Source organism: Kribbella flavida DSM 17836, from assembly GCF_000024345.1.
Classification (GTDB): Bacteria; Actinomycetota; Actinomycetes; order Propionibacteriales; family Kribbellaceae; genus Kribbella; species Kribbella flavida.
The window spans coordinates 1,933,826-1,957,905 of the sequence record NC_013729.1 but is presented as its reverse complement, the minus strand read 5'-3'; the positions used below and the strand labels follow the sequence as shown (position 1 = coordinate 1,957,905).

At 70.2% G+C, this 24,080-nt stretch carries 26 protein-coding genes and 1 tRNA gene; 12 read left to right on the top strand and 15 right to left on the bottom strand.

Features of this window, described 5'->3' with window-relative positions; all coding sequences use genetic code 11:
• Positions 1–72 precede the first annotated feature (72 nt).
• Positions 73–1,116, bottom strand: a complete 1,044-nt coding sequence (locus KFLA_RS09175) for a glucose 1-dehydrogenase (RefSeq protein ID WP_012919507.1) — start codon at positions 1,114–1,116, stop codon at positions 73–75.
• Between the two features lie 142 nt (positions 1,117–1,258).
• On the opposite strand from KFLA_RS09175, the gene bcp reads away from it, so the two are divergent.
• The 5 genes from bcp to KFLA_RS09150 all read left to right on the top strand — a co-directional run bounded on the left by bcp (position 1,259) and on the right by KFLA_RS09150 (position 7,290).
• Positions 1,259–1,726, top strand: coding sequence for a thioredoxin-dependent thiol peroxidase (bcp, locus tag KFLA_RS09170; protein ID WP_012919506.1), 468 nt, complete (start codon positions 1,259–1,261; stop codon positions 1,724–1,726).
• 329 nt (positions 1,727–2,055) lie between these two features.
• On the top strand, positions 2,056–3,687 hold the full coding sequence (locus KFLA_RS09165) for a substrate-binding domain-containing protein (RefSeq protein ID WP_237706761.1): 1,632 nt from the start codon (positions 2,056–2,058) through the stop codon (positions 3,685–3,687).
• 43 nt (positions 3,688–3,730) lie between these two features.
• A tRNA-Leu gene (locus tag KFLA_RS09160) sits at positions 3,731–3,811 on the top strand.
• Positions 3,812–4,131: 320 nt separating this feature from the next.
• Positions 4,132–4,950 carry a hypothetical protein gene (locus KFLA_RS09155; protein WP_012919504.1) on the top strand — a complete coding sequence of 273 codons (819 nt, stop codon included), beginning with the start codon at positions 4,132–4,134 and terminating at the stop codon, positions 4,948–4,950.
• Between the two features lie 129 nt (positions 4,951–5,079).
• Entirely contained in the window at positions 5,080–7,290 is a 2,211-nt protein-coding gene (locus KFLA_RS09150) for an AAA family ATPase (RefSeq protein ID WP_237706760.1), read from the top strand.
• Between the two features lie 19 nt (positions 7,291–7,309).
• Here KFLA_RS09150 and KFLA_RS09145 read toward each other — a convergent pair whose 3' ends face one another.
• The gene (locus KFLA_RS09145; RefSeq protein ID WP_041289220.1) at positions 7,310–8,188 is read right to left on the bottom strand and encodes a LysR family transcriptional regulator; all 879 of its coding nucleotides are present in this window, start codon (positions 8,186–8,188) and stop codon (positions 7,310–7,312) included.
• A 107-nt stretch (positions 8,189–8,295) separates the two neighbouring features.
• Here KFLA_RS09145 and KFLA_RS09140 point away from each other — a divergent pair, with 107 nt between their 5' ends.
• Both KFLA_RS09140 and KFLA_RS09135 read left to right on the top strand, forming a co-directional pair.
• Positions 8,296–9,504 carry an MFS transporter gene (locus KFLA_RS09140; RefSeq protein ID WP_012919501.1) on the top strand — a complete coding sequence of 403 codons (1,209 nt, stop codon included), beginning with the start codon at positions 8,296–8,298 and terminating at the stop codon, positions 9,502–9,504.
• Positions 9,505–9,533: 29 nt separating this feature from the next.
• Entirely contained in the window at positions 9,534–10,031 is a 498-nt protein-coding gene (locus tag KFLA_RS09135) for a GNAT family N-acetyltransferase (protein WP_012919500.1), read from the top strand.
• Between the two features lie 51 nt (positions 10,032–10,082).
• Here KFLA_RS09135 and KFLA_RS09130 read toward each other — a convergent pair whose 3' ends face one another.
• From KFLA_RS09130 to KFLA_RS09115, 4 genes are read right to left on the bottom strand one after another with little or no spacing between them, the layout of a single operon-like run.
• Positions 10,083–10,667, bottom strand: a complete 585-nt coding sequence (locus tag KFLA_RS09130; protein ID WP_012919499.1) for a hypothetical protein — start codon at positions 10,665–10,667, stop codon at positions 10,083–10,085.
• On the bottom strand, positions 10,667–11,272 hold the full coding sequence (gene rdgB, locus KFLA_RS09125) for an RdgB/HAM1 family non-canonical purine NTP pyrophosphatase (RefSeq protein WP_012919498.1): 606 nt from the start codon (positions 11,270–11,272) through the stop codon (positions 10,667–10,669). Before rdgB ends, KFLA_RS09130 begins: the two co-directional genes overlap by 1 nt.
• Positions 11,269–11,985, bottom strand: a complete 717-nt coding sequence (gene rph, locus KFLA_RS09120; RefSeq protein WP_012919497.1) for a ribonuclease PH — start codon at positions 11,983–11,985, stop codon at positions 11,269–11,271. Before rph ends, rdgB begins: the two co-directional genes overlap by 4 nt.
• Before the next feature lie 10 nt (positions 11,986–11,995).
• Entirely contained in the window at positions 11,996–12,820 is an 825-nt protein-coding gene (locus tag KFLA_RS09115; RefSeq protein WP_148256585.1) for an SGNH/GDSL hydrolase family protein, read from the bottom strand.
• Positions 12,821–12,963: 143 nt separating this feature from the next.
• Between KFLA_RS09115 and KFLA_RS09110 the strand changes: the two genes are divergently transcribed.
• Positions 12,964–14,136 carry a Gfo/Idh/MocA family protein gene (locus KFLA_RS09110; RefSeq protein WP_012919495.1) on the top strand — a complete coding sequence of 391 codons (1,173 nt, stop codon included), beginning with the start codon at positions 12,964–12,966 and terminating at the stop codon, positions 14,134–14,136.
• Between the two features lie 39 nt (positions 14,137–14,175).
• Here the strand turns inward: KFLA_RS09110 and KFLA_RS09105 are convergent, their stop codons facing one another.
• Together KFLA_RS09105 and murI are read right to left on the bottom strand one after the other, a co-directional pair.
• The gene (locus KFLA_RS09105; protein ID WP_012919494.1) at positions 14,176–14,922 is read right to left on the bottom strand and encodes an MBL fold metallo-hydrolase; all 747 of its coding nucleotides are present in this window, start codon (positions 14,920–14,922) and stop codon (positions 14,176–14,178) included.
• A 172-nt stretch (positions 14,923–15,094) separates the two neighbouring features.
• Positions 15,095–15,898, bottom strand: a complete 804-nt coding sequence (murI, locus tag KFLA_RS09100; protein ID WP_041289219.1) for a glutamate racemase — start codon at positions 15,896–15,898, stop codon at positions 15,095–15,097.
• A 180-nt stretch (positions 15,899–16,078) separates the two neighbouring features.
• Here murI and KFLA_RS09095 point away from each other — a divergent pair, with 180 nt between their 5' ends.
• Positions 16,079–16,438, top strand: a complete 360-nt coding sequence (locus KFLA_RS09095) for a hypothetical protein (protein ID WP_012919492.1) — start codon at positions 16,079–16,081, stop codon at positions 16,436–16,438.
• A gap of 34 nt (positions 16,439–16,472) precedes the next feature.
• Here the strand turns inward: KFLA_RS09095 and KFLA_RS09090 are convergent, their stop codons facing one another.
• From KFLA_RS09090 to clpS, 6 genes are all read right to left on the bottom strand, one after another.
• Entirely contained in the window at positions 16,473–17,420 is a 948-nt protein-coding gene (locus KFLA_RS09090; protein ID WP_012919491.1) for a PLP-dependent cysteine synthase family protein, read from the bottom strand.
• A gap of 38 nt (positions 17,421–17,458) precedes the next feature.
• Entirely contained in the window at positions 17,459–17,737 is a 279-nt protein-coding gene (locus KFLA_RS09085; protein WP_012919490.1) for a MoaD/ThiS family protein, read from the bottom strand.
• Position 17,738: 1 nt separating this feature from the next.
• Entirely contained in the window at positions 17,739–18,191 is a 453-nt protein-coding gene (locus KFLA_RS09080) for a M67 family metallopeptidase (RefSeq protein ID WP_041289218.1), read from the bottom strand.
• A 65-nt stretch (positions 18,192–18,256) separates the two neighbouring features.
• Positions 18,257–19,234, bottom strand: coding sequence for an aldo/keto reductase (locus tag KFLA_RS09075; protein ID WP_012919488.1), 978 nt, complete (start codon positions 19,232–19,234; stop codon positions 18,257–18,259).
• A 35-nt stretch (positions 19,235–19,269) separates the two neighbouring features.
• The gene (locus KFLA_RS09070; RefSeq protein WP_012919487.1) at positions 19,270–19,821 is read right to left on the bottom strand and encodes a DUF2017 domain-containing protein; all 552 of its coding nucleotides are present in this window, start codon (positions 19,819–19,821) and stop codon (positions 19,270–19,272) included.
• On the bottom strand, positions 19,818–20,105 hold the full coding sequence (gene clpS, locus KFLA_RS09065; RefSeq protein WP_012919486.1) for an ATP-dependent Clp protease adapter ClpS: 288 nt from the start codon (positions 20,103–20,105) through the stop codon (positions 19,818–19,820). The genes KFLA_RS09070 and clpS overlap by 4 nt, the downstream gene beginning before the upstream one ends.
• Positions 20,106–20,154: 49 nt before the next feature.
• Between clpS and KFLA_RS09060 the strand changes: the two genes are divergently transcribed.
• Together KFLA_RS09060 and KFLA_RS09055 are read left to right on the top strand one after the other, a co-directional pair.
• Positions 20,155–21,513, top strand: coding sequence for a nicotinate phosphoribosyltransferase (locus KFLA_RS09060; RefSeq protein ID WP_012919485.1), 1,359 nt, complete (start codon positions 20,155–20,157; stop codon positions 21,511–21,513).
• Positions 21,510–22,070 (top strand): MarR family winged helix-turn-helix transcriptional regulator, encoded by a 561-nt coding sequence (locus KFLA_RS09055; RefSeq protein ID WP_012919484.1) that lies wholly within the window; start codon positions 21,510–21,512, stop codon positions 22,068–22,070. Before KFLA_RS09060 ends, KFLA_RS09055 begins: the two co-directional genes overlap by 4 nt.
• On the opposite strand, the gene KFLA_RS09050 is transcribed toward KFLA_RS09055, so the two are convergent.
• Entirely contained in the window at positions 22,049–22,744 is a 696-nt protein-coding gene (locus tag KFLA_RS09050) for a glycoside hydrolase family 12 protein (protein WP_012919483.1), read from the bottom strand. The genes KFLA_RS09055 and KFLA_RS09050 overlap by 22 nt on opposite strands.
• A gap of 286 nt (positions 22,745–23,030) precedes the next feature.
• Here KFLA_RS09050 and KFLA_RS09045 point away from each other — a divergent pair, with 286 nt between their 5' ends.
• Complete coding sequence (locus KFLA_RS09045) at positions 23,031–24,077, top strand: LacI family DNA-binding transcriptional regulator (RefSeq protein WP_337466622.1); 1,047 nt, start codon at positions 23,031–23,033, stop codon at positions 24,075–24,077.
• Positions 24,078–24,080 lie beyond the last annotated feature (3 nt).

The following is a 24,080-nucleotide window of genomic DNA, read 5'->3' as shown; positions in this document are numbered from 1 at the left end:
TCACTTGTTCCTGCCGCCGGGGCATTCCGGGGCAGCTGACCCCCGGTACCCGTCCGATCACATCCTCGCAGGTCATGCCTGCAGATCGACGACCACCTTGATGTCACCGGGCTGTCGCTCCAGCGCGGCGGTCCAGCCGGTCAGCGGAACGGTCCGGGTGATCAGCCGTTCCAGCCAGGCCGGATCGGCTGCCCGCAAGACCTCGACGGCGTCGGCGTAGTGGCGTTTGGCCGCGTTGACCGACCCGACCAGCGCCGCGTTCCGGACCACCAGCTGCCGGGTCAGCGCGTCCATCCGGACATCGATCGAGGCCGGTCCGGGCGAGATGCCGGTCAGGCACATCACCCCGGCCGGGGCCAGCAACGCCGCCGCGCCGACGACGACCGAGCCGGCGCCGGTGGCCTCGATCACGACGTCCGGAGCGACCTGGACGTCGGCCAGGTCGGTGACGAAGGTGCCGCCGAGATCGCGGACCAGCTTCGGTTTGGGCCCGTCGTCCGTGCGGTCCAGCACGTGGACGTCGTACCCGCGCTGGACGGCGATCAGGGCGGCGAGCAGACCGATCGGACCCGCGCCGGTCACCAGCACGTGCCTCGGCCCGTACCAGGACCGGGCTCCGACCCGATCCACTTGCTCCCACGCCTTGGTGAGCACGCTGGCCGGCTCCACCAGTACGCCGAGGCGACCGAGCTCGGCCGGCACCGGGACGGCGAAGTACGGGTCGACCCGCCACCGCTCGGCGCCGTACCCGTCGAGGCCCTTGATGCCGCGTTCGGTGTAGCGGCCGTTGCGGCAGAAATCCCACTCACCCCGCGCGCAGGCGGGACAGGGCTCCGGGTCGGGCCGGCGGACGATCCCGGCGACCAGGTCTCCGGTGGCGAAGCCCGAGCCGGCAGGCGCGTCCAGGACCCGACCGAGCGACTCGTGGCCGATCACCAACCGCCCCTCGCTCGACCGTCCACTGCCGAAATCACCGGCCACCAGCTCGAGGTCCGTGCCGCAGATCCCGGCCAGCAGGCCCTCGACCAGGACCGAGCCGTCCGCCTCGGGCGGTTCGGCGACCTCGCCGAGGCACGCAGAGCCGGCTTTGCCCGCCACCACCGTCATCGCCCGCATGCGCCCACTCCACTCCCGCCCAGGATCGCGCGCAAGTCACCTCGCCGCGTCCCACCGGTCCCAGCAGCCCCTTGCGCACCGCGGACCGGCGTACGGCACAATGTCCGGCAATCACCTACTCGGTTGTCGGAAGGACACAGTCATGTCCGAGCGCCTCTCGGTCGGCGACGCCGCCCCGGAGTTCACCCTGCCCGATGCCGACGGCAACGAGGTGTCGCTGCGGGACCTGCGCGGCCGGAACGTGATCCTGTACTTCTACCCGGCCGCGATGACCCCGGGCTGCACCAAGCAGGCCTGCGACTTCCGCGACTCGCTCGACTCGCTGGCCGCGGCGGGCTACGCCGTGCTCGGCGTCTCGCCGGACAAGCCGGCCAAGCTGCAGAAGTTCCGGGACCGCGACGGCGTCACCTTCCCGCTGCTGAGCGACCCGGACAAGGACGTGCTCACGACGTACGGCGCGTTCGGGGAGAAGACGATGTACGGCAAGAAGGTGACCGGTGTGATCCGCTCGACGTTCGTGATCGACGCGGAGGGCAAGATCGCGGTCGCGCTGTACAACGTGAAGGCCACCGGGCACGTCGCGAAGCTGCGCCGGGACCTCGGCCTCTGACCGCCATGTCCTGACATCACGCGAAGGGAAACCCTTACCGTTTCACGGCCGCAGTCCATGGAACGGTCGTTTGAGCAAGCGATTCCTGTGATTTGGATCACACTCTGATCTCACTCGATCGGGTCGGTAAGGCTACCCCCAGTGAGTTTTCGGCCCTCCTCAGGGACGAGCAGTACTGGGCGGCCGTCGATCGTCCGGTGACGACCGTGTCCCGGTGCTGTCACAGCCCGCTGCGACCTTGGCCCTGACCAGTGCAAACCGGGTAATCTGCGCGCGCAGTCTGCCTCTGGGAGGGAGGACCTGCCGCGATGGGAAAACATTCCTCTGCGGTGACGCGAAGTAACAACAGCCGACGACCGGTGTACCTGACCGCCGTCGGTCTCTTGGTGCTCGCACTCGGTGCCGTTTTCGTGGTCCGCTCCTTCGGATCGGAAGCCGGCGCCGACGGCATTCTGGGCGGTTCGTGCGACCAGCCGACCCAGGTGAAGCTCAGCACGACGCCGGAGTTCCAGCCCGTGCTGGAGCAGGCGACCAAGGCGCTGTCGGCCCGGGGCGGCAAGGACGGTGCGCCCTGCCTGCAGTTCACCATCACCGCGGCACAGTCCTCGTCGGTCGCCCGCGAGCTCGCCAGTGGCGGCGACAGCCGGCCCGACCTGTGGGTGCCGGACTCGTCGCTGTGGGTCTCCCGGGCCGACGACGGCGAGTCCGTGCCGACCATCGCCGTACCGTCGATCGCCACCTCGCCGCTGGTGCTGGTGGGCCGGTCGGAGAACTTCGCGAACACCTCGTCGTGGCTCGGCACCTTCGCCGAGACCCAGCCGGCGCTGCTCGACCCGCTGTCGTCCTCGTCCGGCACGCTGTCGCTGCTGGCGATCCAGGCGGAGCGGGCCAAGACGTCGGCCTCGAACACGCAGGTGGCCCAGGTCCTGGTGCCGCTCGCGCAGCGGCTCGGCTCGATGGCCAAGCAGTACACGGAGGTGAACGGCCCGCTCAGCAAGGCGTCGGCCGACGGCAGCAACGTCGTCGTACCGGTGTCGGAGCAGGCCTTCGTCAAGCACCAGGACGAGCACCCGGAGGCCCAGCTGAAGGCGGTCGTGCCCGGTACCGGGACCCTGGTGCTGGACTACCCGGTGGTGGTGACCGCCAGGAACAACGCGGAGGCCGTCACCGCGGCCGGCAAGGCGCTGGCCGAGGAGATGCTGTCCGACGCGTCCAGCCAGGCCCGCGACGAGGGAGGCTTCCGCGACCACCTGGTGAGCCCGCTCGGCGAGGGCCGCGGTGAGGGCGAAGTCACTCAGCTCACCAAACCGACCGTCGCTGCGGTCGAGAAGATCCTGCAGAGCTGGACGACGCTGTCGCTGTCGGCGCACTCGCTGGCCGTCATCGACGTCTCCGGCTCGATGGCGGAGAAGGTCGCCGGCAGCGCCAAGACCCGGATGCAGCTGACCATCGAGGCCGCCGACAACGGCCTGAAGATGTTCCCCGACTCGGCCGAGCTCGGGCTGTGGGTGTTCTCGACCAAGATCGGCCCGGACAGCGCCGACTTCAGGCAACTGGTCCCGATCGGCAAGCTCACCCCCGGCCACCGGCAGCGGATGATCGGTCAGCTGAAGGCCCAGTCCGCCCGGGTGGGCGGCGGAACCGGCCTGTACGACACCGCGATCGCCGCCGTCCGCGCGGTCCGCAGCAGCTACAACTCCGGCGCTGTCAACACCGTCCTGCTCTTCACCGACGGCAAGAACGACGACCCCGGCAGCCTCAGCCTGGACCGCACCCTGCAGATCCTCAACGGTCTGAAGGACCCGGCCCGCCCGGTCCGCATCATCGCGCTCGGCATCGGCCCCGACGCCGACGCCGACGAGCTGAAGCGACTGGCCCAGGCCACCGGCGGCCAGGCGTACGTGGCCCGCAACCCGACCGACCTGAAGGACGTCTTCATCGACGCCCTTCAGAGCCGCTGAGGCGACCTGCTCCCTAAGATGAACCTCGGGGAGCAGGTCCCCGGCCAGAGTGGTGGAACGGCAGACACGCCGGCTTTAGGTGCCGGTACCTTCGGGTGTGAGGGTTCGAATCCCTTCTCTGGCACACAACACGAACCGCCGAGCACGAGACCCGTCGAGTCACAAGTCTGCAAGGCAAGCAGTGAGATCGAGAGTGGCCCGCTGCGGCTGAGATTGCCCCCTCGTCGCGCCGCCGCCTTCGCCTGCACGCCGACGACGGCCGGCTGGGACGGCATCGTCGCGGAGTTGGAGTACGCAGTCGATTTCTTGGTCGAGCTCCCTTCAGACGCGGTTGCAACCGGCGCTCGGGGTTGTACGTCGTAGGGGCCGGTGGCCTCGGGGCGGTGCTCGGGTGGGTCCGGGTGAGCACCTGGTGGCCTCGGTCCGACTCTCGTGGAGGTAGTGATGGCAGGCAGGATCAGCAGGCGGCAGGCGTTGGTGCTCGGGGGTGGCGCGCTCGTGGGGGCGACCACGCTCGGGTCGGTGAGTGGGGCGCGGTCGGCTTCGGCGGCGAGCGAGTGGGTGCGGCTGCCGGTGATCACGGCGAATATCGGGCGCGCCGACCTGGGGGCGCGGGAGGCGGCGATCCGGGCCGTGCGCAACGGTGATCCGGGGCACCGGCCGATCGTCGGGTGGCAGGAGATCCGGGAGGGCGACACGGGTGAGCCGGCGATGATCTCGCAGTACTTCGGTGACCTCTACCAGAACGCCTTCCTGCACCACGACACGTCGTACCGGGTGCCGATCTCGGCACCGCAGCCGTGGAAGGTGGTCAACTCCCGAGCGACCTTCGTGCACGGCGGCATCGCCGGCGTGACGCCGCCGCGCTGGATCAACGAGATCGTTGCCGAGCACCAGGCACACCCGGGACTGAAGTTCGTCCTGATCAACACCCACTACATCGCCGGCGCCTACAACGGCAACCAGAACCCGAACCTGCGGGACGAGTGGGACCTGCACAAGAAGACCCACCGCGAACGCGTGATGGCCCATCACGGCCGCGGCCACCTGGTGATCTGGACCGCGGACACCAACCGCCCCGACTTCGACAAGGCCACCGGTCAGGACACCGAACGGAAGGCCTTCGCGCACGGCATCGACCGGATCAACTGGCTGCCCGGCGACGGCACCGTCCAGCTCGACCTGCTCAGCACCAGGACGATCCCGATGAACGTCGACGGCCACGACGCCCGCGCCGCCATCTTCCGCATCCGCCTGGCCTGACGCCGGCGCCGTCCCCGCTCGGCCGCAGCGGTCGAGCGGGTCGACGGCGCATGACCGAACTTTGCTGCGGACGGATTAAAGTGGGCGGGCGCGGATGCTGCCGGTGCGCGACGGGTGGAGAGGACTTCTGTGGCTGAGCAGACCCGGAGACCACGGGTGGTCGACGTTCTTGCGGCGGATCGGGCCTGGGAGGTGCCGGCGGAGTGGGTGGCCGGGGTGCGGGCGCGGCTGCGGGAGTGGGGGGACGATCCGAAGGCGCTACGGCCGCCGCAGGCGGGAGCGTTTCCGGACTTCGTCGACGGGACGCCGGCGGCGGTGTGGTTCACCCATCAGGTCGCGCCGCTGCTGAGCGGGTGGATTCCGGTGCTGCACGGCGAGTACGCCGACCTCGGGGCTGTGCTGGCCGGGGAGTTCTACCGGCCGGCGGTGCGGATCGGCGGCGCCGGGTACGTCGTACGGGTGGCGCCGACCGACTGGCCGCTGCAGGTCGTGTCCGGGGCCCGGGGATTTCCGGAGGAGGGGCGGCGGCAGGCGCTGGAGTTGTCGCGTGAGGTGGTGAGCCTGTTCGTCGACGCTCCGCCGATGAGAGCTCGCGCGCGGGCGCTGGTGGCCGGCTTCGACCGGGTACTCGCGGATCGCGAGGCGACGCGGATGCACGTCGCGGCCGACTACGAGACGATCGCGCAGTTCTGGCGGACCACCGTACTGAGTGAGCGTGAACGCACTGTGCTTCCGGAGCTGGCTGGGCCCGCATCGGCTTTGCGGTACTCGCTGGACGCGCTGCGGGACGCGCACGCCAAGTTGACGGCGGTGATCGCGGACGACGACGGGACGGACTTCACCCAGCTGCTGGCTCGGCTGATCCGGGTTGCCGGCCTGGCCACGCAGCCTGCAGCGGTGGGGCAGATTCTCGGGATCGCCGGGTGGGACGTCGAACATGCGCTGGCCGACCTCAGGAAGGGCTTCGACCCGCACGTCTGGCTGGCCGGCAACACGGCCTGGCTCGGTCAGGCGGTAGCCCTCGGCAACGAAGGACTCGCGCGGGAGTGGGCGGCGGCGGCGACTCGGGTGTCGGTGCACTTGGCCGGCGTGCTGGAGAAGGGGGTTTGGCCGGATCCCGAGGTGCCGGACCTGGGAGCGTTCTTCCGGCTGCTCGAGAACTCGGGGCCGGGCGAGGCTGGTGGGGTCGCGCAGGATCAGGCCGCACCGGTCCAGCTGGTCTGGGGGTCGGGCCGCGCGGACGGCACCGCCGAGCGACTGCAGGAAACCGGACCGGCGGACGAGCAAGCCGCGGCGGCGATCGAGGCCGCGCTGGCCGAAGCGGCCGACGTCCCGCCGGCCGATCCGAAGACGGAGGTTGCGACGGGCGAGGCCGGCCCTGCCGTCATGCCCGCCGACGTACCGGCTGAGCCGAAGGCCGCGACCGACGAGGCCGCAGGCTCGGAGCCGGCGACGGCGACCGGCGCGGACGACGGATCGGCGTCCTACGAGCTGGATGCGCTGGCCGAGCTGGATGCACTGATCGGTCTGGAGTCGGTCAAAGAGGCCGTTCGGCGAATGGTGGCCGAGATCAGGACCAACCAGCGCCGCAAGGACTTCGGGCTGCCGACTCAGGATCGCGCGCGGCACATGGTGTTCGTCGGAAAGCCCGGTACGGCGAAGACCACCATCGCCCGGTTGCTGGGCCGGATCTACCACCAGTTGGGTGTGCTCGAGAAGGGGCACGTGGTCGAGGTCGACCGGTCCGACCTCGTCGGGCCAAGTGTCGGCACCACCGCACCGTTGACCGCGGCCAAGTTCCGGGAGGCGCTCGGCGGCGTGCTGTTCGTCGACGAGGCCTACACGCTGGTCCCGGAGAACATGCCCGGCGACTTCGGCCTCGAAGCCGTCGCGACGCTGCTGAAGATGATGGAGGACCACCGCGACCAGTGCGTGGTGATCGTCGCCGGGTACCACCGCGAGATGCAGCGCTTCATGGAGTCGAACACCGGTCTGGCCTCACGGTTCTCGAAGCTGCTGGCCTTCAGCGAGTACGACAACGACCAACTGGTCGCGATCTTCGAGCTGCAAGCCCGGCAGAAGGGCATGCTGTACACCGACGGCGTACTGGCCAAGGTCCGCCAGGTCATCCCGCCCGCTCCGCGGGGACACAACTTCGGCAACGGCCGCTTCATCCGCAACATCCTCGAGGAAGCGATCTCCAACCAGGCCACCCGCCTGGCCTTGCGCGACCCGGAGACCCTGACCGAACGCGACCTGCGCCAACTCCTCCCCGAGGACGTCAAGCCGACCGCCTCGATGCGCGCCGAGGACTACCTCTTCCAGAAGCCGGGGACCTGAGCCCTTCGCACACGGCAGTTCATCCCGCGCCGGGCGGGACGTCGAGCAGCCCCAGAAACGCGGCGGCCGCCGGCGTCCGGCTGCGGTTCCAGACGACGTACTCGACGCGGGCCGGCGCGTCGACGACCTCGATGGTGACCACCCCGCTGAGTTGAGTCACGTACGCCGCGGGCAGCATCGCGATGCCCAGCCCTTCCTCGACGAGCCGGGCGGTGAGGTACGCGGTGGTCACTTCGAAGGCCACGTCGCGGCGCAGGCCGGCGGCGGAGAACGCCTGGTCGGACTGTGCGCGCCCGGCCGTGTTCGGCGGTAGATCGACGAACACCTCCGCGGAAAGTCTGCGCAGGTCGACCGTGGGCTCGTCCGCCAGCGGGTGGTTCGGCGCGACCACGGCGACGAGGCGGTCCCGGGCGAGCTCCCGCGCCTCGACTCCTTCGGGGCGCGTCGTGGTCGGCAGTCCGAGGAACGCCACGTCCGTCGTTCCCTGCTTGACCTGCTCGACGAGTTCCTCGCTCGCTCCCGCGCGCAGGCTGATCCGCACCTCCGGGTAGCGCTGACGGAACCCGCGCAGGGCACCCGGTACGTCGACCGCCGCGACGGTGGGAATCAACCCGACAGCCAGCCTGCCGCGCACCTCGCCGACAGCCGCAGCAACCTCGGCGGCTGCCCGCTCCGCAGCCTCCAAACTCTGCCGCGCCGCAGGCAGGAAGGCAGCGCCGGCCGGTGTCAGCCGCACCCGGCGACTTGTCCGCTCGAACAGCCGGGCACCCAATTCCCGCTCCAGGCGCGCGATCTGATGGCTGAGCGCCGACTGGACCACCAGACACCGCTCGGCAGCGCGGGTGAAGCTGTTCGTCTCGGCGACGGCCACGACGTACCGCAGCTGCTGAAGTTCCATAGATCCATCTTGGATGCAGATCGATGCAGTGACAAACATGTGTTGGACTCATTGATTCGCTGCGCGTGAGACTGCGAGGGCCGCATCGACCTCACAGAGAGCTGATCATGCCTGCCGCTCACGATCACCCCGTCTCGACGCTGAAATCCTGGCTCGGCGTCGCCGCGATCACCGCGAGTCTGTTCGTCTTTCTCACCACCGAACTGATGCCCATCGGCCTGCTGACGCCGTTGAGTACGACGCTGGGCATCTCGGTCGGCGTGGCCGGACTCATGGTCACGTTGCAGGGCATCTCCGCCGGGCTGGGGGTGCCGTTCATCGTGGCCTGGACCAGGCGCGTCAACCGTCGCGTGCTGTTGTGCGGCCTGCTGGCTATTCTTGCTCTAGGCAACCTGATGACCGCGGTCGCGCCGAACTACCCGGTCATGCTCGGAACCCGCCTGGTGATGGGCTTCGCCAGCGGTGTCTTCTGGGCCATCGGCGTCAGCATGGCGGTGCGCCTGGTCCCGGAACGGCACGCGAGCACAGCGGCGGCGACGGTGATGTCCGGCATCTCGATCGCCACCGTGGTGGGGATACCGCTGGGAACGGTGCTCGAAAGCCTGACGGACTGGCGCACCACCTTTCTCATCTGGGCCGGACTCAGCGCGCTGGTTCTGGTCGCTGTCGCCGCGCTCATCCCCTCACTGCCGTCGGCGAACGCGGTGTCGGTCCGGGAGGTCTTCCGGCTGCCCGTCACGAACCTGCCGCTGCGGCTGGTGCTGACCAGCGTCGTACTGTTCGTGCTCGGCCACTTCGGGGCCTACACCTTCATCCGTCCGTTCCTGGAGGAGAGGACCGCGGCCGGAGCCGTCTTCGTGACCACGGTCCTGATGGTCTTCGGTGCCGGAGGTGCCATCGGCAACTTCATCGCCGGCTCCACGGTGAGGAGAAGTCCGCGAGGTAGCTTCGTCGCCGGCTGCCTGGGCCTGGTGGCGTCCCTGCTGCTCCTGCTCACCATCGGCGACGGGCGACCCGGCGCGATCGCCGCGCTGGTCCTCTGGGGGCTGTCCTTCGGCGTGGTGCAGCTCTCGCAGGTCAACCTGACGCTCGCCGCGGCGCCGGACACGTTCGAGGCCGCGATGTCGCTCAACACCATGGCCTACAACACGTCCATCGCTCTGGGCGCACTGTTCGGCGGACTGTTCGCCGACCATGCGGGCGTCACCAGCGTCGTCTGGTTCGGCGTGGTGCTGACGGCTGCTTCACTGCTCCTGACCCTCGGCACCGGTCGTCGGAGGTCGAGCAGCGTCTCGGAAGTCGCCGCCGGCGGATGACTGTCGGTACTGACTTCTAAGGTGGCGCCATGATCGAGGTGCGGCGGGCGGTTGCCGGTGATGGGGATGCTGTCGGGGAGATCCACGCGGCGTCGTGGGCGGCGGCGTACGCGCCCTTGTTCGACACGGAGTTCGCGGCGGCGGGGATCAGGTCGCGGTTGACCCGGTGGCACCAGCGGATCGCCGAGCGGGACGGGACCGTTCTGCTCGGGCTCGCGAACGGCCGGCGGCTGGCGATGGCGTGGGTGGCGGAGTCGCAGACCCGACCAGGCGTGGCGGAGATTCTCAGCTTCTACGGGCATCCGGACGGCTGGGGCAGCGGCGTCGCGGCGGCGTTGATGGACGGCACGCTGCAGGCACTACGGGAGCACGGGTTCACCCGCGTGCACCTGTGGACGCTACGGGACACCCCGCAGTCCCGCCGCTTCTACACCAAGTCCGGCTTCACCGAGACCGGCGCGACCCGAACCCGCGACTTCGGCGACGGCCGTCCGCTCCCCCAGGTCGAGTACGAACGGGCCTGCTGAACGCCGCCCCGGTCCAGGGTGGACCGAGAGCGGCGGCCGGCGAACGAGCAACTACAAAGCCGCCAGGTACGCCGTGCCGCGGGGGCTCAGCTCGTAGCCGACTTCCAGGCTGTAGGTGAGGCCGAGGTTCTTCAGTTTGCGCACGTCGATCTTGAAGCCTGCGGTGTCGCGGCCGACGTGGGAAGCCAGGTCGGCCGCGCGGACTCCGGGATTGGCCTGGATCAGCTGGAGGGTCTGCAGGGTCCACGGGCTCTGGCGGCCGAACTCGTCCAGCCGCTGGAGCTTGGCGGTGAGGTCCTCGACGTCCGCGGGGGTGAGCTCGGCCGAGGCGGCGAGCTCCTCGCGGGGGTCGGGGCCCTCGACCAGGTGGAAGCGGATCAGCCAGGTCGGCAGCGTCTCGTCGCCGCGCAACCGCCGGCGGACGTCCTTGGCGTTCTGCCGGTCGGCCAACTGCAGCATCTCGTCGTTGTCGGCGATCAGGTCGGGATTGACCTGGCGGATGCTGTCGATCTCGATCCGGCCCGCGTTGGTCCGGTACACCCGGCCCTCGATCACCCGCGGCTCGGCCCAGCGCCGGTAGGCCGCGGTGATCCGGCCCGCGGCGACGCCGTCCTTGTCACTTCCGGCGAACAGCATCAGGCCTCCAACGCTCGGGCGACCAGCGGGGCGATCGCCCGCAGCGCCTTGCCGCGGTGGCTGATCGCGTCCTTCTCCTCCATCGACAGCTCGGCCGTGGTCCGGTCGTCGCCCTCCGGCACGAACAGCACGTCGTACCCGAAGCCGCCGGTGCCGCGCAGTTCCCGGATCACCGATCCGCGCATCTCGCCCACCACAACCTCCTCCGGGCCGTCCGGCCGGCAGAACGCGACGGCCGCGACGAAGGCGGCACCGCGGCGCTCGTCCGGCACGTCCTCCAGCTGGCCGAGCAGCAGCACGTTGTTCGCGTGGTTGTCCTTGGCCGGGCCGGACCAGCGCGCCGACAGCACGCCGGGCATGCCGTTCAGCGCGTCGACGCAGATCCCGCTGTCGTCGGCGATCGCGGGCAGCCCGGTCGCGGCGACGGCGGCCCGCGCCTTCAGCAGCGCGTTGCCCTCGAAGGTCGGCTCGGTCTCGGCCGGCTCGTCGTACGGCGGGACGTCGGCCAGGCCGAGCACCTCGATGCCGGGCACGATCGGGGCCAGGATCCGGCGCAGCTCCTCGAGCTTCTTCGCGTTGTTCGAGGCGAGCACGATCTTGCTCATGCCAGCGCCTCCCGCTGCAGCTTCGTCAGCTCGACGCAGCCGGCCGTGCCCAGCTCGAGCAGGCTGTCCAGCTCAGCGCGGTCGAACGGCGCGCCCTCGGCCGTGCCCTGCACCTCGATGAACTTGCCGTCGCCGGTGAGCACCAGGTTCATGTCGGTCTCGGCCCGCACGTCCTCCTCGTAGCAGAGGTCGAGCATCGGCGTACCGTCGATGATGCCGACCGACACCGCGGACACCGAGCCGGTCAGCGGCTCACCCTTCAGCGCCTTGCGGTCGCGCAGGAACGACACCGCGTCGGCGAGCGCGACGTACGCGCCGGTGATCGCCGCGGTCCGGGTGCCACCGTCGGCCTGCAGCACGTCGCAGTCGAGCAGGATGGTGTTCTCGCCGAGCGCCTTGTAGTCGATCACGGCCCGCAGCGACCGCCCGATCAGCCGGGAGATCTCGTGCGTCCGGCCACCGATCCGGCCCTTCACCGACTCGCGGTCGGAGCGGGTGTTGGTCGACCGCGGCAGCATCGCGTACTCCGCGCTGACCCAGCCCAGGCCGGACCCCTTGCGCCAGCGCGGCACGCCCTCGGTCACGCTCGCCGCGCACAGCACCCGGGTCCGGCCGAACTCGACCAGCACCGAGCCCTCCGCATGGTCGAGCCACTTCCGGGTCAGGGTCACCGGCCGGAGCTGATCAGGGGTACGTCCATCGATACGAGCCATGCAGCCGACCCTATGCCCGCAGCCGCTGGACTCCCGCATCGGCCGGCGGACGAAACCGGCTGATCACCATCCGGGCGGCCCAGGGCGTCAGGTCGCTCGCCCGGCGCCCCAGCCACGGCACCCCTTCCCGCACCATCCAGGCCGCGTCGGCCCACCGGCTGGGCGTCTGCCCGGCACACGTCAGGTCCGGCGGTACGGCGATCGGGACGCCGCGCGCGACCAGTTCGTCGGCGAACGCCCGGGCCAGCCGGCGATGCCCCAGCTCCCCCGGGTGCAGCCGGTCCACGCTCCAGAAGTCGCGCCGGTACACCTCCGGGTAGTCGGCCATGTCGAGCCGGATCCCGCCGTACTCCAGGTACAGCTCGTCGTACACGGCGTTCACCTGCTCGATCCGCTGCCACAGGGGTCTGCGCAGCCACCCGGGCAGACCGAAGACCTGGCCGTGGTCGTGGAACCGGACGGTCAGCAGCAGTGCCCCCCGGCCGGTCAACTGTTCGGCGCACAGGGAGAGGCCGTCGCGGATCCGGCCCGGGTCGAAGCCCGCCTGCAGGGTGTCGTTGAGGCCGACGATCAGCGAGGCCAGGTCGATCGGGCCCGCGCCGGTCTCCGGCAGTTGGTCGGCGGCGACCTTCGGTACGGTCGCGCCGCTGATGGCCAGGTTGGAGAACGTCACACGGTGGGAGCTGCCCAGGGAGTCGGCGAGCAGCGAGGCCCAGCCCCGCCACCCCTCTCCTGGACGCGCTCCGGCACCGGACAGGTCGGTGGTGCTGCCGGTCAATGGATCCCCGACGCCAACAGTGGTCGAGTCACCGAGTGCCACGTAGTGGAGGCTCACGTTCCGTCATGGTGACGCGCGAGCGCGAGACCGCGGTGAGGGCCAGGTGACGTGATCGGCAACACCACGGGATGAAACGGGTGTTGAAGACCGCAAGTGTCCGGACATAGGCTCTTGCAATCATCTACGTGCAGGAGTTGGGAATGACTGGTCTTCGGTTCGGTGTGGTCGGACTCGGCGCACGCAGCAAGCTCGCCCAGCACGCGCACGCGCCGGGCGACGGCGCCGAGATCGTCGCCGTCTGCGACCCGGCCGAGAAGCAGCGGCAGGCGGCCCTCACGACGTACCCGGGCGCGACGGCGTACGCCGACCACCGGGACCTGCTCGAACTCGGCCTGGACGGCGTCTTCCTGACCACGCCCGACGACCTGCACGAGGACCCCGCGATCGACTTCCTCCGGGCCGACGTCGCGGTGTTCGTGGAGAAGCCGCTGGCGATCACCACCGAGGGCTGCGACCGGGTGCTGCAGGCGGCGTACGAGAGCGGCGCGCGGCTGTACGTCGGGCACAACATGCGGCACATGCCGGTCGTGCAGACGATGCGGGACCTGATCGTGTCCGGCGCGATCGGCGAGGTGAAGGCGATCTGGTGCCGGCACTTCGTCGGCCACGGCGGCGACTTCTACTTCAAGGACTGGCACGCCGACCGGCGCCGGACCACCAGCCTGCTGCTGCAGAAGGGTGCCCACGACATCGACGTGATGCACTGGCTGGCGGGCGGGTACACCACGCACGCCAGCGCGCTCGGCGGCCTGGTCCTGTACGGCGGGATCGAGGACCGGCTGGACCGGACCGGGCAGCGCTTCGAGGACTTCGTGGACGAGAGCAACTGGCCGCCGCTGAGCCAGACCGGGCTGGCGCCGGTGCTGGATGTCGAGGACCTCTCGATGGCGAACTTCCAGCTGGACAACGGGGTTTTCCTCTCCTACCAGCAGTGCCACTTCACCCCGGACTACTGGCGCAACTACACGGTGATCGGCACCCACGGCCGGCTGGAGAACTTCGGCGACGGGCCCGGCGGTGTCGTCAAGGTGTGGAACAGCCGCCGCTCCGGCTACCGCGCGGACGCCGACCAGGTGGTCGAGCTCGGGGCCGCCGATGGTGGTCACGGCGGCGCCGACCCGCGACTGGTGGCCGAGTTCGTCCGCTTCGTCCGCGACGGCGGCAAGACCCTGACCTCGCCGATCGCCGCGCGGGCGGCGGTCGCCGCGGGCTACGCCGCCACCACGTCCCTGCGCTCCAACGGCACCCCGATCGACATTCCGCCGCTGGACCCGGCCCTGGTCAAGTACTTCGACGAAGGCCAGTCGCGCTGACCTGAGGCATTCCCTGGCCGAGCAGGCGAAGACAAGGCCTCAGATGTCGTAGACAGCACCGGGAAACGCGGTGTGCACCTCGCCGGGATAGGTCCGGCGGGCGTGATCGGTCTGCACGTCCCGGTCGTACCACGGCGGGACGTGGGTGATGACGAGTCGCTTGGCGCCGGCGCGTTTGGCGTGCTCGCCGGCATCGGCCGGTGTCAGGTGCAGGTCGGGCGGATTCCGCGGATCGTTGTCCTGCAGGGCCGCCTCGGACAGCAGCAGATCGGTGCCGCGGGCCAGTTCGACCAGGGCTTCGTTCGGGCCGGTGTCGCCGGTGTAGGTGAGCGACTTGTTGCCGTGCTCAACCCGGATCGCGTACGCCGGGACCGGGTGCACCATCGGCGCCGTCCGGACCGTGAACGGGCCGATCTGCTGGATCTCCTGCCAGCTGCGGAAATCCAGCTCCTCCTCCATGCCCGGATCGTCCGGCAGGTCGTAGGCAAGCGCCATCCGGGCGGCCGTGCCGGACGGGCCGAAGACCGGGATGCGCGGGAACGGTGCGGCCGGCGAGTACTTCGCGGCGACGTACAGGCCGCACAGGTCCATGCAGTGGTCGGGATGCAGGTGGGACAGGCCGATCGCGCCGATCTGCGGGACCGCGATGTGCCGCTGCAGGGCTCCGAGCGCGCCGCTGCCGAGGTCCAGCACCAGGTGGAACCCGTCGGCGGTGACCAGGTAGCCCGACGCGGGCGAGTCCGGCCCGGGGACGGACCCGGAGCAGCCGAGCACGGTGAGCTTCATGACCTGAACATTACCGGCGGGTTGACCGCTTCGCAGGCAGCGCCGGAACGTCGCCGGGCGGCCGATCCGGTTGCACAGCGGCGATTCCGCGCACCCGGCGTCGCCTTCCGGTGCCGACGACAACATCCGGTGCGAGCCGCGTCACCCCCGTCACCACCTGGTCATCCTGCCGTCAACGCACCCAGGCGAACTGGTCGACCGAGCTGATCACCGGACCGAGAAAGCGCGATCCGATGGCGGCGAAGTCGGCCGGGTCGCCGGTGGTGACGAAGCGGTGCCGGGGCTCGGGCAACGTGTTGTCACGCAGCAGTCCGGCCTTGGTCAGTACGCCGTACACGTCCTTGGCGCCTTCCTCGGCGCTGCTCACCAAGGTGACCTCGTCGCCCATCACGTACGAGATCACGCCGGTCAGCAACGGGTAGTGGGTGCAGCCGAGGATCAGCGTGTCCACGCCGGCCTCGACCAGCGGATCCAGGTACTCGTGGGCGGCGGCGAGCAGCTCCGGGCCGGACGTCACGCCGGACTCGACGAAGTCCACGAACTTGGGGCAGGCCTGGGTGGTCAGCTCGACCTGCGGTGCCGCGGCGAACGCGTCGTCGTACGCGAGCGAGGCGGCTGTGGAGCGGGTGCAGATGACGCCGACGCGCTGGTTGCGGGTTGCGGCGACGGCCCGCCGCGCAGCCGGCAGGATCACCTCCACGACCGGTACGTCGTAGCGCTCACGGGCGTCGCGCAGCATCGCCGCACTGGCGGAGTTGCAGGCGATCACGAGCGCCTTCACGCCGGCCTCGACCAAGTGGTCCAGGCACTCCAGCGCGTACTCGCGGACCTCGGCGATGGACTTCGGGCCGTACGGCTGGCGGGCGGTGTCGCCCAGGTACAGGATCGGCTCGTGCGGGAGCTGGTCCAGCACGGCGCGGGCGACGGTGAGCCCGCCGAAGCCGGAGTCGAAGATGCCGATGGGTGCGTCTGCCACGCTTCGAAGACTAGGCGATGGCGCCGACAGGACCGGCAGCGGGCAGCCGGCAACCAGGGCTTCCCACACCCCGCAGAACGACACGCCGGAGTTGTCCACATCTTTACTCTGCGGAATTGCAATCTCACGTGACGCACGCCACTCTGGAGCGATGTATTTCCGACCGCCCCTCGCGACGCCATGAACCTGGCAGTCCACATCGCGGTGGCTCTGGGCTCCACCGCAGCACCGAATCCGCAACCGACGAACGCCGCGGCCGGGCAAGCCGCCGGCCAGGTTGCCGACGCACAGGCCGACAGCACCGCCGCCGACATCGCGACGGCTCTCGGCCCGACCGGCATGCTGTTCCTGCTGCTGCTCGCCGGCTTCGCCGTCTACCTGATCTCCCTGTCGCTGCACCCGAACGCGAAGTGCGGGCGCTGCAAGGGCGCCGGGCGGCACCGCGGCACGCTGTTCAGCTACGCCACCCGGCCCTGCAACAGCTGCAAGGGCCGCGGCACCCATCCCCGGTTAGGACGCAAAGTGCTCTTCAAGACCTGATCCCGTGCGGCCTGCGCCTGCTCGCAGCGGGCAGTCAGGCCCAGAGCTGGCCCTCGAGGCGGTCTTCGGCCTCGTCGATGGTGCCTTCGTAGGCGCCGGTGGACAAGTACTTCCAGCCGCCGTCGGCGACGACGAAAGCGATGTCGGCGGCCTCGCCGTCGCGCACGCACTTGGCCGCCTGGCCGAGCGCGGCGTGCAGGATCGCGCCGGTGGAGATGCCGGCGAAGATGCCCTCGTTGTCGAGCAGCTCGCGGACCCGGCGGACGGCGTCGCGCGGGCCGACCGAGAAGCGGGCGTCGATCAGTGACGCGTCGTACAGCTCGGGCACGAAGCCCTCGTCGAGGTTGCGCAGGCCGTAGACCAGTTCGCCGTACCGGGGTTCGGCGGCGACGATGCGGACCTCGGGCTTGTGCTCGCGGAAGAACCGGCCGGCGCCCATCAGCGTGCCGGTGGTGCCGAGACCGGCGACGAAGTGCGTCACCGACGGCAGGTCGGCGAGGATCTCCCGGGCGGTGCCGTCGTAGTGCGCGGCGGCGTTCGACGGGTTGCCGTACTGGTAGAGCATCACCCAGTCCGGGTGCTCCTCGGCGACCTGCTTGGCCACCCGGACCGCCTCGTTCGACCCGCCGGCCGCGGGCGAGGAGATGATCTCGACGCCCCACATCCGCAGGATCTGCCGGCGCTCCTCGGAGGTGTTCTCCGGCAGCACGCAGACCATCCGGTAGCCGCGCAGCTTGGCCGCCATCGCCAGCGCGATCCCGGTGTTGCCCGAGGTCGGCTCGAGGATCGTGGCGCCGGGCCGGAGCCGGCCCTCCTTCTCGGCGTCGAGCAGCATCCGCAGCGCGGCCCGGTCCTTGATCGAGCCGGTCGGGTTCTGGTCCTCCAGCTTGGCCCAGAGCCGGACGTCGGCCGACGGCGAGAGCTTGGGCAGCCCGACCAGCGGCGTACCGCCGATCGAGTCCAGCAGGCTGTCGAAACGCATGGTCGGGTGCTCCTGGCGGGTGGTGGGGTCGGGAAAGATCAGCCGCCGGCGACGGCCGGCAGCACGACGACCACGTCGCCGTCCTTCACCCCGGTCGCCAGACCGCCGGTGAACCGGACGTCCTCGTCGTTCACGTACACGTTGACGAACCGGCGCAGCTCGGCCGGGTCGCCCTCGACGATGCGCTCCTTCAGGCCCGGGTGGTTGCCCTCGACGTCGTCGATGAACTCCGCCAGCGTGCTGCCGGCGCCGCTCACCGCCTTCTCGCCACCGGTGTAGGTGCGCAGGATCGTCGGGACGCGCAGCTCGATCGCCATGTCAGTTGTCTCCTAGATTGCCGTAGGCCGCCACGACCTTGACTTCCTCTTCGGTCACCGCGCCGTCGATGATCCGGTACGACCGGAACTCCACCGGCCCGTCGTACGACGGCGAGTCCGCGCCGTCGCGGGTCGACACCAGCACGTAGTGCGCCCCCGGCTCCTGCGCCAGGTTGATGTCGGTCCGGGACGGGTAGGCCTCGGTCGCGGTGTGGGAGTGGTAGATCACCACCGGCTCCTCGTCCCGCTCGTCCATCTCCCGGTAGAGCTTGAGCAGGTCGCCGGAGTCGAACTCGTAGAACGTCGGCGACATGGCCGCGTTCAGCATCGGGATGAACCGTTCCGGCCGGTCCGATCCCACCGGGCCCGCCACCACCCCGCACGCCTCGTCCGGATGATCCCGCCGGGCGTGCGCCACGATCGCGTCGTACGTCGCGGAGTCGATGATCAGCACGACACCCACGGTACGGGGGCCGCCGGACCGCCCCCGCCAACGCGGGACTCGGTCCACTATGTGGACTACCAGCGGGCGTGGACCTGGGGGCGGACGAGCTGGTCGTAGGTGTCGCGGACGGCGGCGAGCTGGTCGGCGGTGAGTGGGGGCAGGTCGGCGGCGGCGAGGTTGGCGGTGGCCTGGCCGGGGTTGCGGGCGCCGGGGATGACGACCGAGACGCCGGGCTGGTCGAGGATCCAGCGCAGCGCGAACTGGGCCATCGTGACGCCGGCCGGCAGCCAGGGGACGAGCCGGCGGACCGCTTCCAGGCCGGTGCCGAAGTCGACGCCGGAGAACGTCTCGCCGACGTCGAAGGCCTCGCCGTGGCGGTTGTAGGTGCGGTGGTCGTCGGCGGAGAAGGTGGTGTTCTCGTCGTACTTGCCGGACAGCAGCCCGCTGGCCAGCGGAACCCGGGCGATGATGCCGACCCCGGCCTCGCGGGCGGCCGGCAGCACCTCGTCGAGCGGCTTCAGCCGGAACGCGTTCAGGATGATCTGCACCGACGCCACGTTCGGCCGGGCGATCGCGGTGAGCGCCTCCGCGCAGGTCTCCACGCTCACCCCGTACGCCGCGATCCGCCGTTGCTCGACGAGCGTGTCCAGCGCGTCGAACACCGCGTCGGTGGCGTACACCTCGGTCGGCGGGCAGTGCAGCTGGACCAGGTCGATCGTCTCCACGTCCAGGTTCTCCCGCGACCGGTCGTTCCAGGCCCGGAAGTTGTCCAGCGAGTAGTTCTCCGGCCGCTGCTCGACCCGCCGGCCCATCTTGCTGGCGACCGTGAGGCCGTCGTACTCCTTCAGCACCTGCCCGACGAGCCGCTCGCTGCGCCCGTCGCCGTACACGTCGGCGGTGTCGATGAACGTGACGCCGCCCTCGACCGCGGCCCGCAGGACGCCGAGCGCCTCGTCCTCGCCGACCTCACCCCAGTCGGCGCCGAGTTGCCAGGCCCCCAGCCCGACCACGCCGACATCCCGCCCCGTACGCCCCAACGTCCGCTTCTCCATACCTCAGACCCTAGGGCGTGTTCGCGTGGACCGGCTCAGCGCATGTTGTGCAGCAGGGCGGACTGGAGGTAGCCGAGCCAGTCGTACAAGTCGTAGGTGAGGCGGCGCGGGTCGTCGTCGGGCAGCTTCTCCCAGACGGCGTAGTCGTCCTCCTCCTTGATGTCCAGGCGGGTGCCGATGGCCAGCCGGAGGTCGTTGATCGCGCGCAGCCAGGCGAGCTGGTCGTCGGGCTCGAGCGGGATGCCGTCGTCGGGATGGTTCTCCAGCGCGGTCAGCACGCGTTTGGCGTCGGCGGCCTTGCCGGCGCGCAGCCCGCGCTCGGTGAACCGGCGGAACTCGGCCGCGGCCATGTCGTCGCCGGAGTACGCGTTCGGCAGCAGGCGCTGCAGGACGACGTCCTCGGGCGGCGCGGTCGGGCCGTCGTTGTCCAGCAGGGCGGCCAGCGGGTCCGCCGACTCGGTGGCGCGCGGCGGCATGCCGTCGTACAGCAACTCGATCAGGTTGCGCAGCAGGTTCGCCAGGATGTCGGCCTCGTGCTCGGCGAAGCTGACGACGACGGTCTTGCGGCGCCTGCGGAACCGCGTCACGACTTCTCGCAGGTGGCCCACAGGCCGTAGGAGTGCATCGCCTCGACGTCGCGTTCCATCGCCTCGCGGTTGCCGCTGGACACCGCCGACTTCCCCTCCTCGTGCACCTGCATCATCAGCTTCTCCGCCTTCTGCTTGGAGTAGCCGAAGTAGGTCTGGAAGACGAACGTGACGTAGTCCATCAGGTTCACCGGGTCGTTCCAGACGATCGTCACCCACGGTGGGCTCAGCTCGATCGCCTCGTCGACTTCGGGGCTGTCGAGTTCGCTCGGTGCGGTGGTCACCTGCCCATTGTCTCCACTCCGGGTTCCGGTCTCGCAATAGGCTGCCCTTGTGACCAGTCCTGTGCACCCCGCGGCGAGCTCCTCGACCGCTCTGCTCACCGACCACTACGAGCTCACCATGCTGCAGGCCAGCCTGGCCGACGGTACGGCACACCGCCGCTCGGTGTTCGAACTGTTCGCCCGCCGGCTCCCGGACGGCCGCCGGTACGGCGTGGTGGCCGGCGTCAACCGGCTGCTCGACGCGCTCGACCGGTTCCGCTTCGACGACGACGTGATCGGCTTTCTCGCCGACCGCGGCGTGGTCGACCGGGCCACCTGCAACTGGCTGGCCGACTACCGGTTCAGCGGCGACATCGCCGGCTACGCCGACGGGGAGATCTACTTCCCCGGCTCGCCGGTCCTGGTGGTGGAGTCGACCTTCGCCGAAGCGGTGCTGCTGGAAACCGTCTTCCTGTCCATTCTCAACCACGACTCGGCGGTCGCCTCGGCGGCGTCGCGGATGACCTGGTGGGCCGGCGGCCGGCCGTGCATCGAGATGGGCTCGCGGCGTACCCACGAGGAGGCCGCGGTGGCGTCCGCGCTGGCGGCGTACATCGGCGGCTTCGCCACCACGTCGAACCTGGAGGCGGCCCGCCGGTTCGGCATCCCGAGCGCCGGTACGGCGGCGCACTCGTTCACGTTGCTGCACGACACCGAGCGGGACGCGTTCGTCTCCCAGGTCGATGCCCTGGGCAAGGGGACGACGCTGCTGGTCGACACCTACGACCTGACCGAGGCGGTGCGGACCGCGATCGAGGTGACCGGGCCCGAGCTCGGCGCGGTCCGGCTCGACTCCGGCGACCTGCCGTCGCTGGCCGGGCAGGTCCGCGAGCAGCTCGACGCACTCGGCGCGACCAGGACCCGGATCATCGTGACCAGCGACCTCGACGAGTTCCAGATCGCCGCGCTGGCGCCGGCCGCCGTCGACGGGTACGGCGTGGGCACGTCGCTGGTGACCGGCAGCGGGTACCCGACCTGCGGCTTCGTCTACAAGCTGGTCGCCCGCGAGGACGCCGACGCCACGATGGTCCCGGTGGCGAAGAAGAGCCCGGACAAGATCTCGATCGGCGGCCGCAAGTACGCGCTGCGCCGGCGGAACGCGAACGGCGTCGCCGAGGTCGAGCTGATCGGCGTCGGCGAGCTGCCGGTGGACGACGGTGACGACCGGATGCTGCTGCGGCCGCTGGTCGAGGCGGGCAAGATCATCGGCCGGACCACCCCGGCCGAGTCCCAGGCCCACCACCTCAAGGTCCGCGACGAGCTCCCCCGCAGCGCGAGCCAGCTCAGCCGCGGCGAGCCGGCCATCCCGACCGACTACATCGGCGACCTCGACGCCCGTAACCCGTACGCCCCGCGGAGCACGATGTGACGTTGCCCTCCTCGTCCGAACCCGACTCGGTCCTGCCGGAGCAGACGACCGAGCCGGGCAAGGAGTTGCGGTGGGACCCCGACGCCCCGGCCAGCGGCGGGGACGTGCTGATCGCGCTGCGGTTCGCCGATCGCGCCGCCCGGAAGGCGATCGGCGACGAGCTGGCCGGCACCGGCGTGCACACCGGCCAGGAGATCGTGCTCGCCAAGCTGCTGCACTTCGGCTCGCTCCCGGTCGCCCGGCTGGCCAAGGTGCTCGACGTCGAGGTGCCGACCGCCACCCGGACGACGCAGCGGATGGAGGCGGCGGGCCTCGTCCGCCGGGTCAAGAACACCACCACGGACGCCCGCCAGGTCACCATCGAGCTGACCGAGCAGGGCGCCGAGGTGGCCCGGACCGTGCAGCGCCTGCACGCGCAGGCCGGTGACCGCGCGCTGGCCGGCATCTCAGCCGACGACCGGCGCCTGCTCCGCAACCTGCTGTGGACCATCACCGGCACCATCGACGAACTACCGGGCCGCCCGCCGAACGACGGTCAGGACGAGGTGACGGAATAACTGTTGGTGGCGAAATTCAGGCCGCCGCTCGACGAGGTGATCTCGAATCCGAACTGCACTTCGCCCATCGTCACGTCACCGATCCAGCCGCGGTTCCGGATCCAGTTCATCACCGCCTTCAGGTCCACCGTGCCGGCATTGGTGCTGCCGGTCCGGACGAACGAGAACACCTCGTTCGCACCGTTGCTGCCGCGGTACACGTCCCAGGTGTGACCGCCGACGGTGGTCGTGGTCTGCCGGCTGCCGATCGGCCCGACGGCACCCTGCCGGTTCATCCAGAGCATGATCTCGTAAGCGTTGTTGCCGGCCCAGATGTCGTACGCCGTCGCGTACGCCCCGCTGCCCGGCCGGCTCACGTTGAAGCTGCTGGTCAAGGTGCCGAGGGCACTGATTCTTTTGTTGATCGCCCGGCCGGCATGGGGATACGACTTGACCCCGCCGGTGTTCGGGTGGTTGGCCCAGACTCCCCAGTTGCTGTACGAGTTGGCCCAGATGGACTGCGGGCCGGCCCCGCCGCCCCAGATGTTGTTGCGCACGGTGTAGCCGCCGTTCGACCAGGTGGCCCACTTGTCGCTGGACTGCCAGGTGGCTGCGCTGGCCGGCAGGGTGGTGGCGGCGAGTCCCGCCAGCAGCGTCACGAGCGCCACCAGCGCCCGCCAGGAACGTGTCCTCATCGTTCATCCTTCCCACGAGTTCCGGGGCGACGCCTCTCGATGAACTGTCGAAGCGCTTCGACAGTTATTCGACAGGCAGGAAAGCGTCTTTTCCGGAGGATGGCCGTCGAATTCGATGTCGAATCGACGAATGAATTCCGTCGCACCCGGCGACGGAGTGGGACCACTGTTCCACCGGGTTTATCCGTGGTCAATGGCAGACAAAAGATCAGGGCGACCGGCGACGTGGTCTTGACAGGAGACGGGTGGCGCTCGACGCTGTGAGCGGACAGGTCGAAGCGCTTCGATCGGTGGAGAACCAAGGAGGCCAGCCATCGTCACGATCGCCGACGTCGCGCGGCACGCCGGGGTGGCGGCGAGCACGGTGTCGTACGTGCTCAGCGGCAAGCGGTCGATCTCGTCGGAGACCCGCGACCGCGTGCAGGAGGCTGTCCGGGCGTTGGGCTACCGGCCCAACGCGAGTGCCCGCGCGCTCGCCTCGAACCGGTCCAACGTGCTCGCCCTGGTGATCCCTCTGCGGGCCGGCATGCACGTCCCGGTGCTGATGCAGTTCGCCACCGCCGTCGTCACCACCGCGCGCCGCTTCGACCACGACGTGCTGCTGCTGACCGCTGACGAGGGACGGTCGGGGCTGGAGCGGGTCTCGCAGAGCGCGCTCGTGGACGCGCTGGTGGTGATGGACGTCGAGCTGCACGACGAACGCGTGCCGCTGCTGCGCGAGCTGCCGATGCCGTCGGTGCTGATCGGGATCCCGGCCGACACCGAGGGCCTGACCTGCATCGACCTGGACTTCTTCGCCGCCGCCGAGCAGTGCGTCGACCACCTGACCGACCTGGGGCACCACAGCATCGCCCTGCTCGGTACGCCGTCCGCCGTCTACGCGCGGCAGACCGGCTTCGCGCACCGCACCCTGGCCGGCTTCCAGGCCGCGGCCGAGCGACGGGGTGTCGTGGGCATCGAAACGCCCTGCGAGCCGACCTTCGACGCGGTGCTCGGCACGGTCCGCGAGCTGCTCGAGGCGCAGCCCGGCATCACCGGCCTGGTGGTGCAGAACGAGCCGATCATCGGCCCGCTGCTCGACGTCCTGCGCCGGCTCGGTCGCCGGGTGCCCGAGGACATGTCGCTGATGGCGATCTGCGCCGACGACGTGGCCGAGCGACAGGTCCCGCAGCTGTCGTCCGTCACGCTGCCCGCCGACGAGATCGGCCAGCAGGCGGTCGAGACCCTGATCGCCAAGCTCGACGGCGGGACGTCGGCCGGGGTGACTCTGGTCCCCGCCCGGCTGACCGCCCGCGCGAGCACCTGCGCCGCCCCGGCTTCCGGCGCGGACTGAGCT

Excerpts from the sequence above, each read along its gene's own strand:
- KFLA_RS09175 (WP_012919507.1), bottom strand. The coding sequence starts at position 1,116 with ATGCGGGCGATGACGGTGGTGGCGGGCAAAGCCGGCTCTGCGTGCCTC.
- bcp (WP_012919506.1), top strand. The coding sequence starts at position 1,259 with ATGTCCGAGCGCCTCTCGGTCGGCGACGCCGCCCCGGAGTTCACCCTG.
- KFLA_RS09155 (WP_012919504.1), top strand. The coding sequence starts at position 4,132 with ATGGCAGGCAGGATCAGCAGGCGGCAGGCGTTGGTGCTCGGGGGTGGC.
- KFLA_RS09145 (WP_041289220.1), bottom strand. The coding sequence starts at position 8,188 with ATGGAACTTCAGCAGCTGCGGTACGTCGTGGCCGTCGCCGAGACGAAC.
- KFLA_RS09140 (WP_012919501.1), top strand. The coding sequence starts at position 8,296 with ATGCCTGCCGCTCACGATCACCCCGTCTCGACGCTGAAATCCTGGCTC.
- KFLA_RS09135 (WP_012919500.1), top strand. The coding sequence starts at position 9,534 with ATGATCGAGGTGCGGCGGGCGGTTGCCGGTGATGGGGATGCTGTCGGG.
- KFLA_RS09130 (WP_012919499.1), bottom strand. The coding sequence starts at position 10,667 with ATGCTGTTCGCCGGAAGTGACAAGGACGGCGTCGCCGCGGGCCGGATC.
- rdgB (WP_012919498.1), bottom strand. The coding sequence starts at position 11,272 with ATGAGCAAGATCGTGCTCGCCTCGAACAACGCGAAGAAGCTCGAGGAG.
- rph (WP_012919497.1), bottom strand. The coding sequence starts at position 11,985 with ATGGCTCGTATCGATGGACGTACCCCTGATCAGCTCCGGCCGGTGACC.
- KFLA_RS09110 (WP_012919495.1), top strand. The coding sequence starts at position 12,964 with ATGACTGGTCTTCGGTTCGGTGTGGTCGGACTCGGCGCACGCAGCAAG.
- KFLA_RS09105 (WP_012919494.1), bottom strand. The coding sequence starts at position 14,922 with ATGAAGCTCACCGTGCTCGGCTGCTCCGGGTCCGTCCCCGGGCCGGAC.
- KFLA_RS09095 (WP_012919492.1), top strand. The coding sequence starts at position 16,079 with ATGAACCTGGCAGTCCACATCGCGGTGGCTCTGGGCTCCACCGCAGCA.
- KFLA_RS09090 (WP_012919491.1), bottom strand. The coding sequence starts at position 17,420 with ATGCGTTTCGACAGCCTGCTGGACTCGATCGGCGGTACGCCGCTGGTC.
- KFLA_RS09085 (WP_012919490.1), bottom strand. The coding sequence starts at position 17,737 with ATGGCGATCGAGCTGCGCGTCCCGACGATCCTGCGCACCTACACCGGT.
- KFLA_RS09075 (WP_012919488.1), bottom strand. The coding sequence starts at position 19,234 with ATGGAGAAGCGGACGTTGGGGCGTACGGGGCGGGATGTCGGCGTGGTC.
- KFLA_RS09050 (WP_012919483.1), bottom strand. The coding sequence starts at position 22,744 with ATGAGGACACGTTCCTGGCGGGCGCTGGTGGCGCTCGTGACGCTGCTG.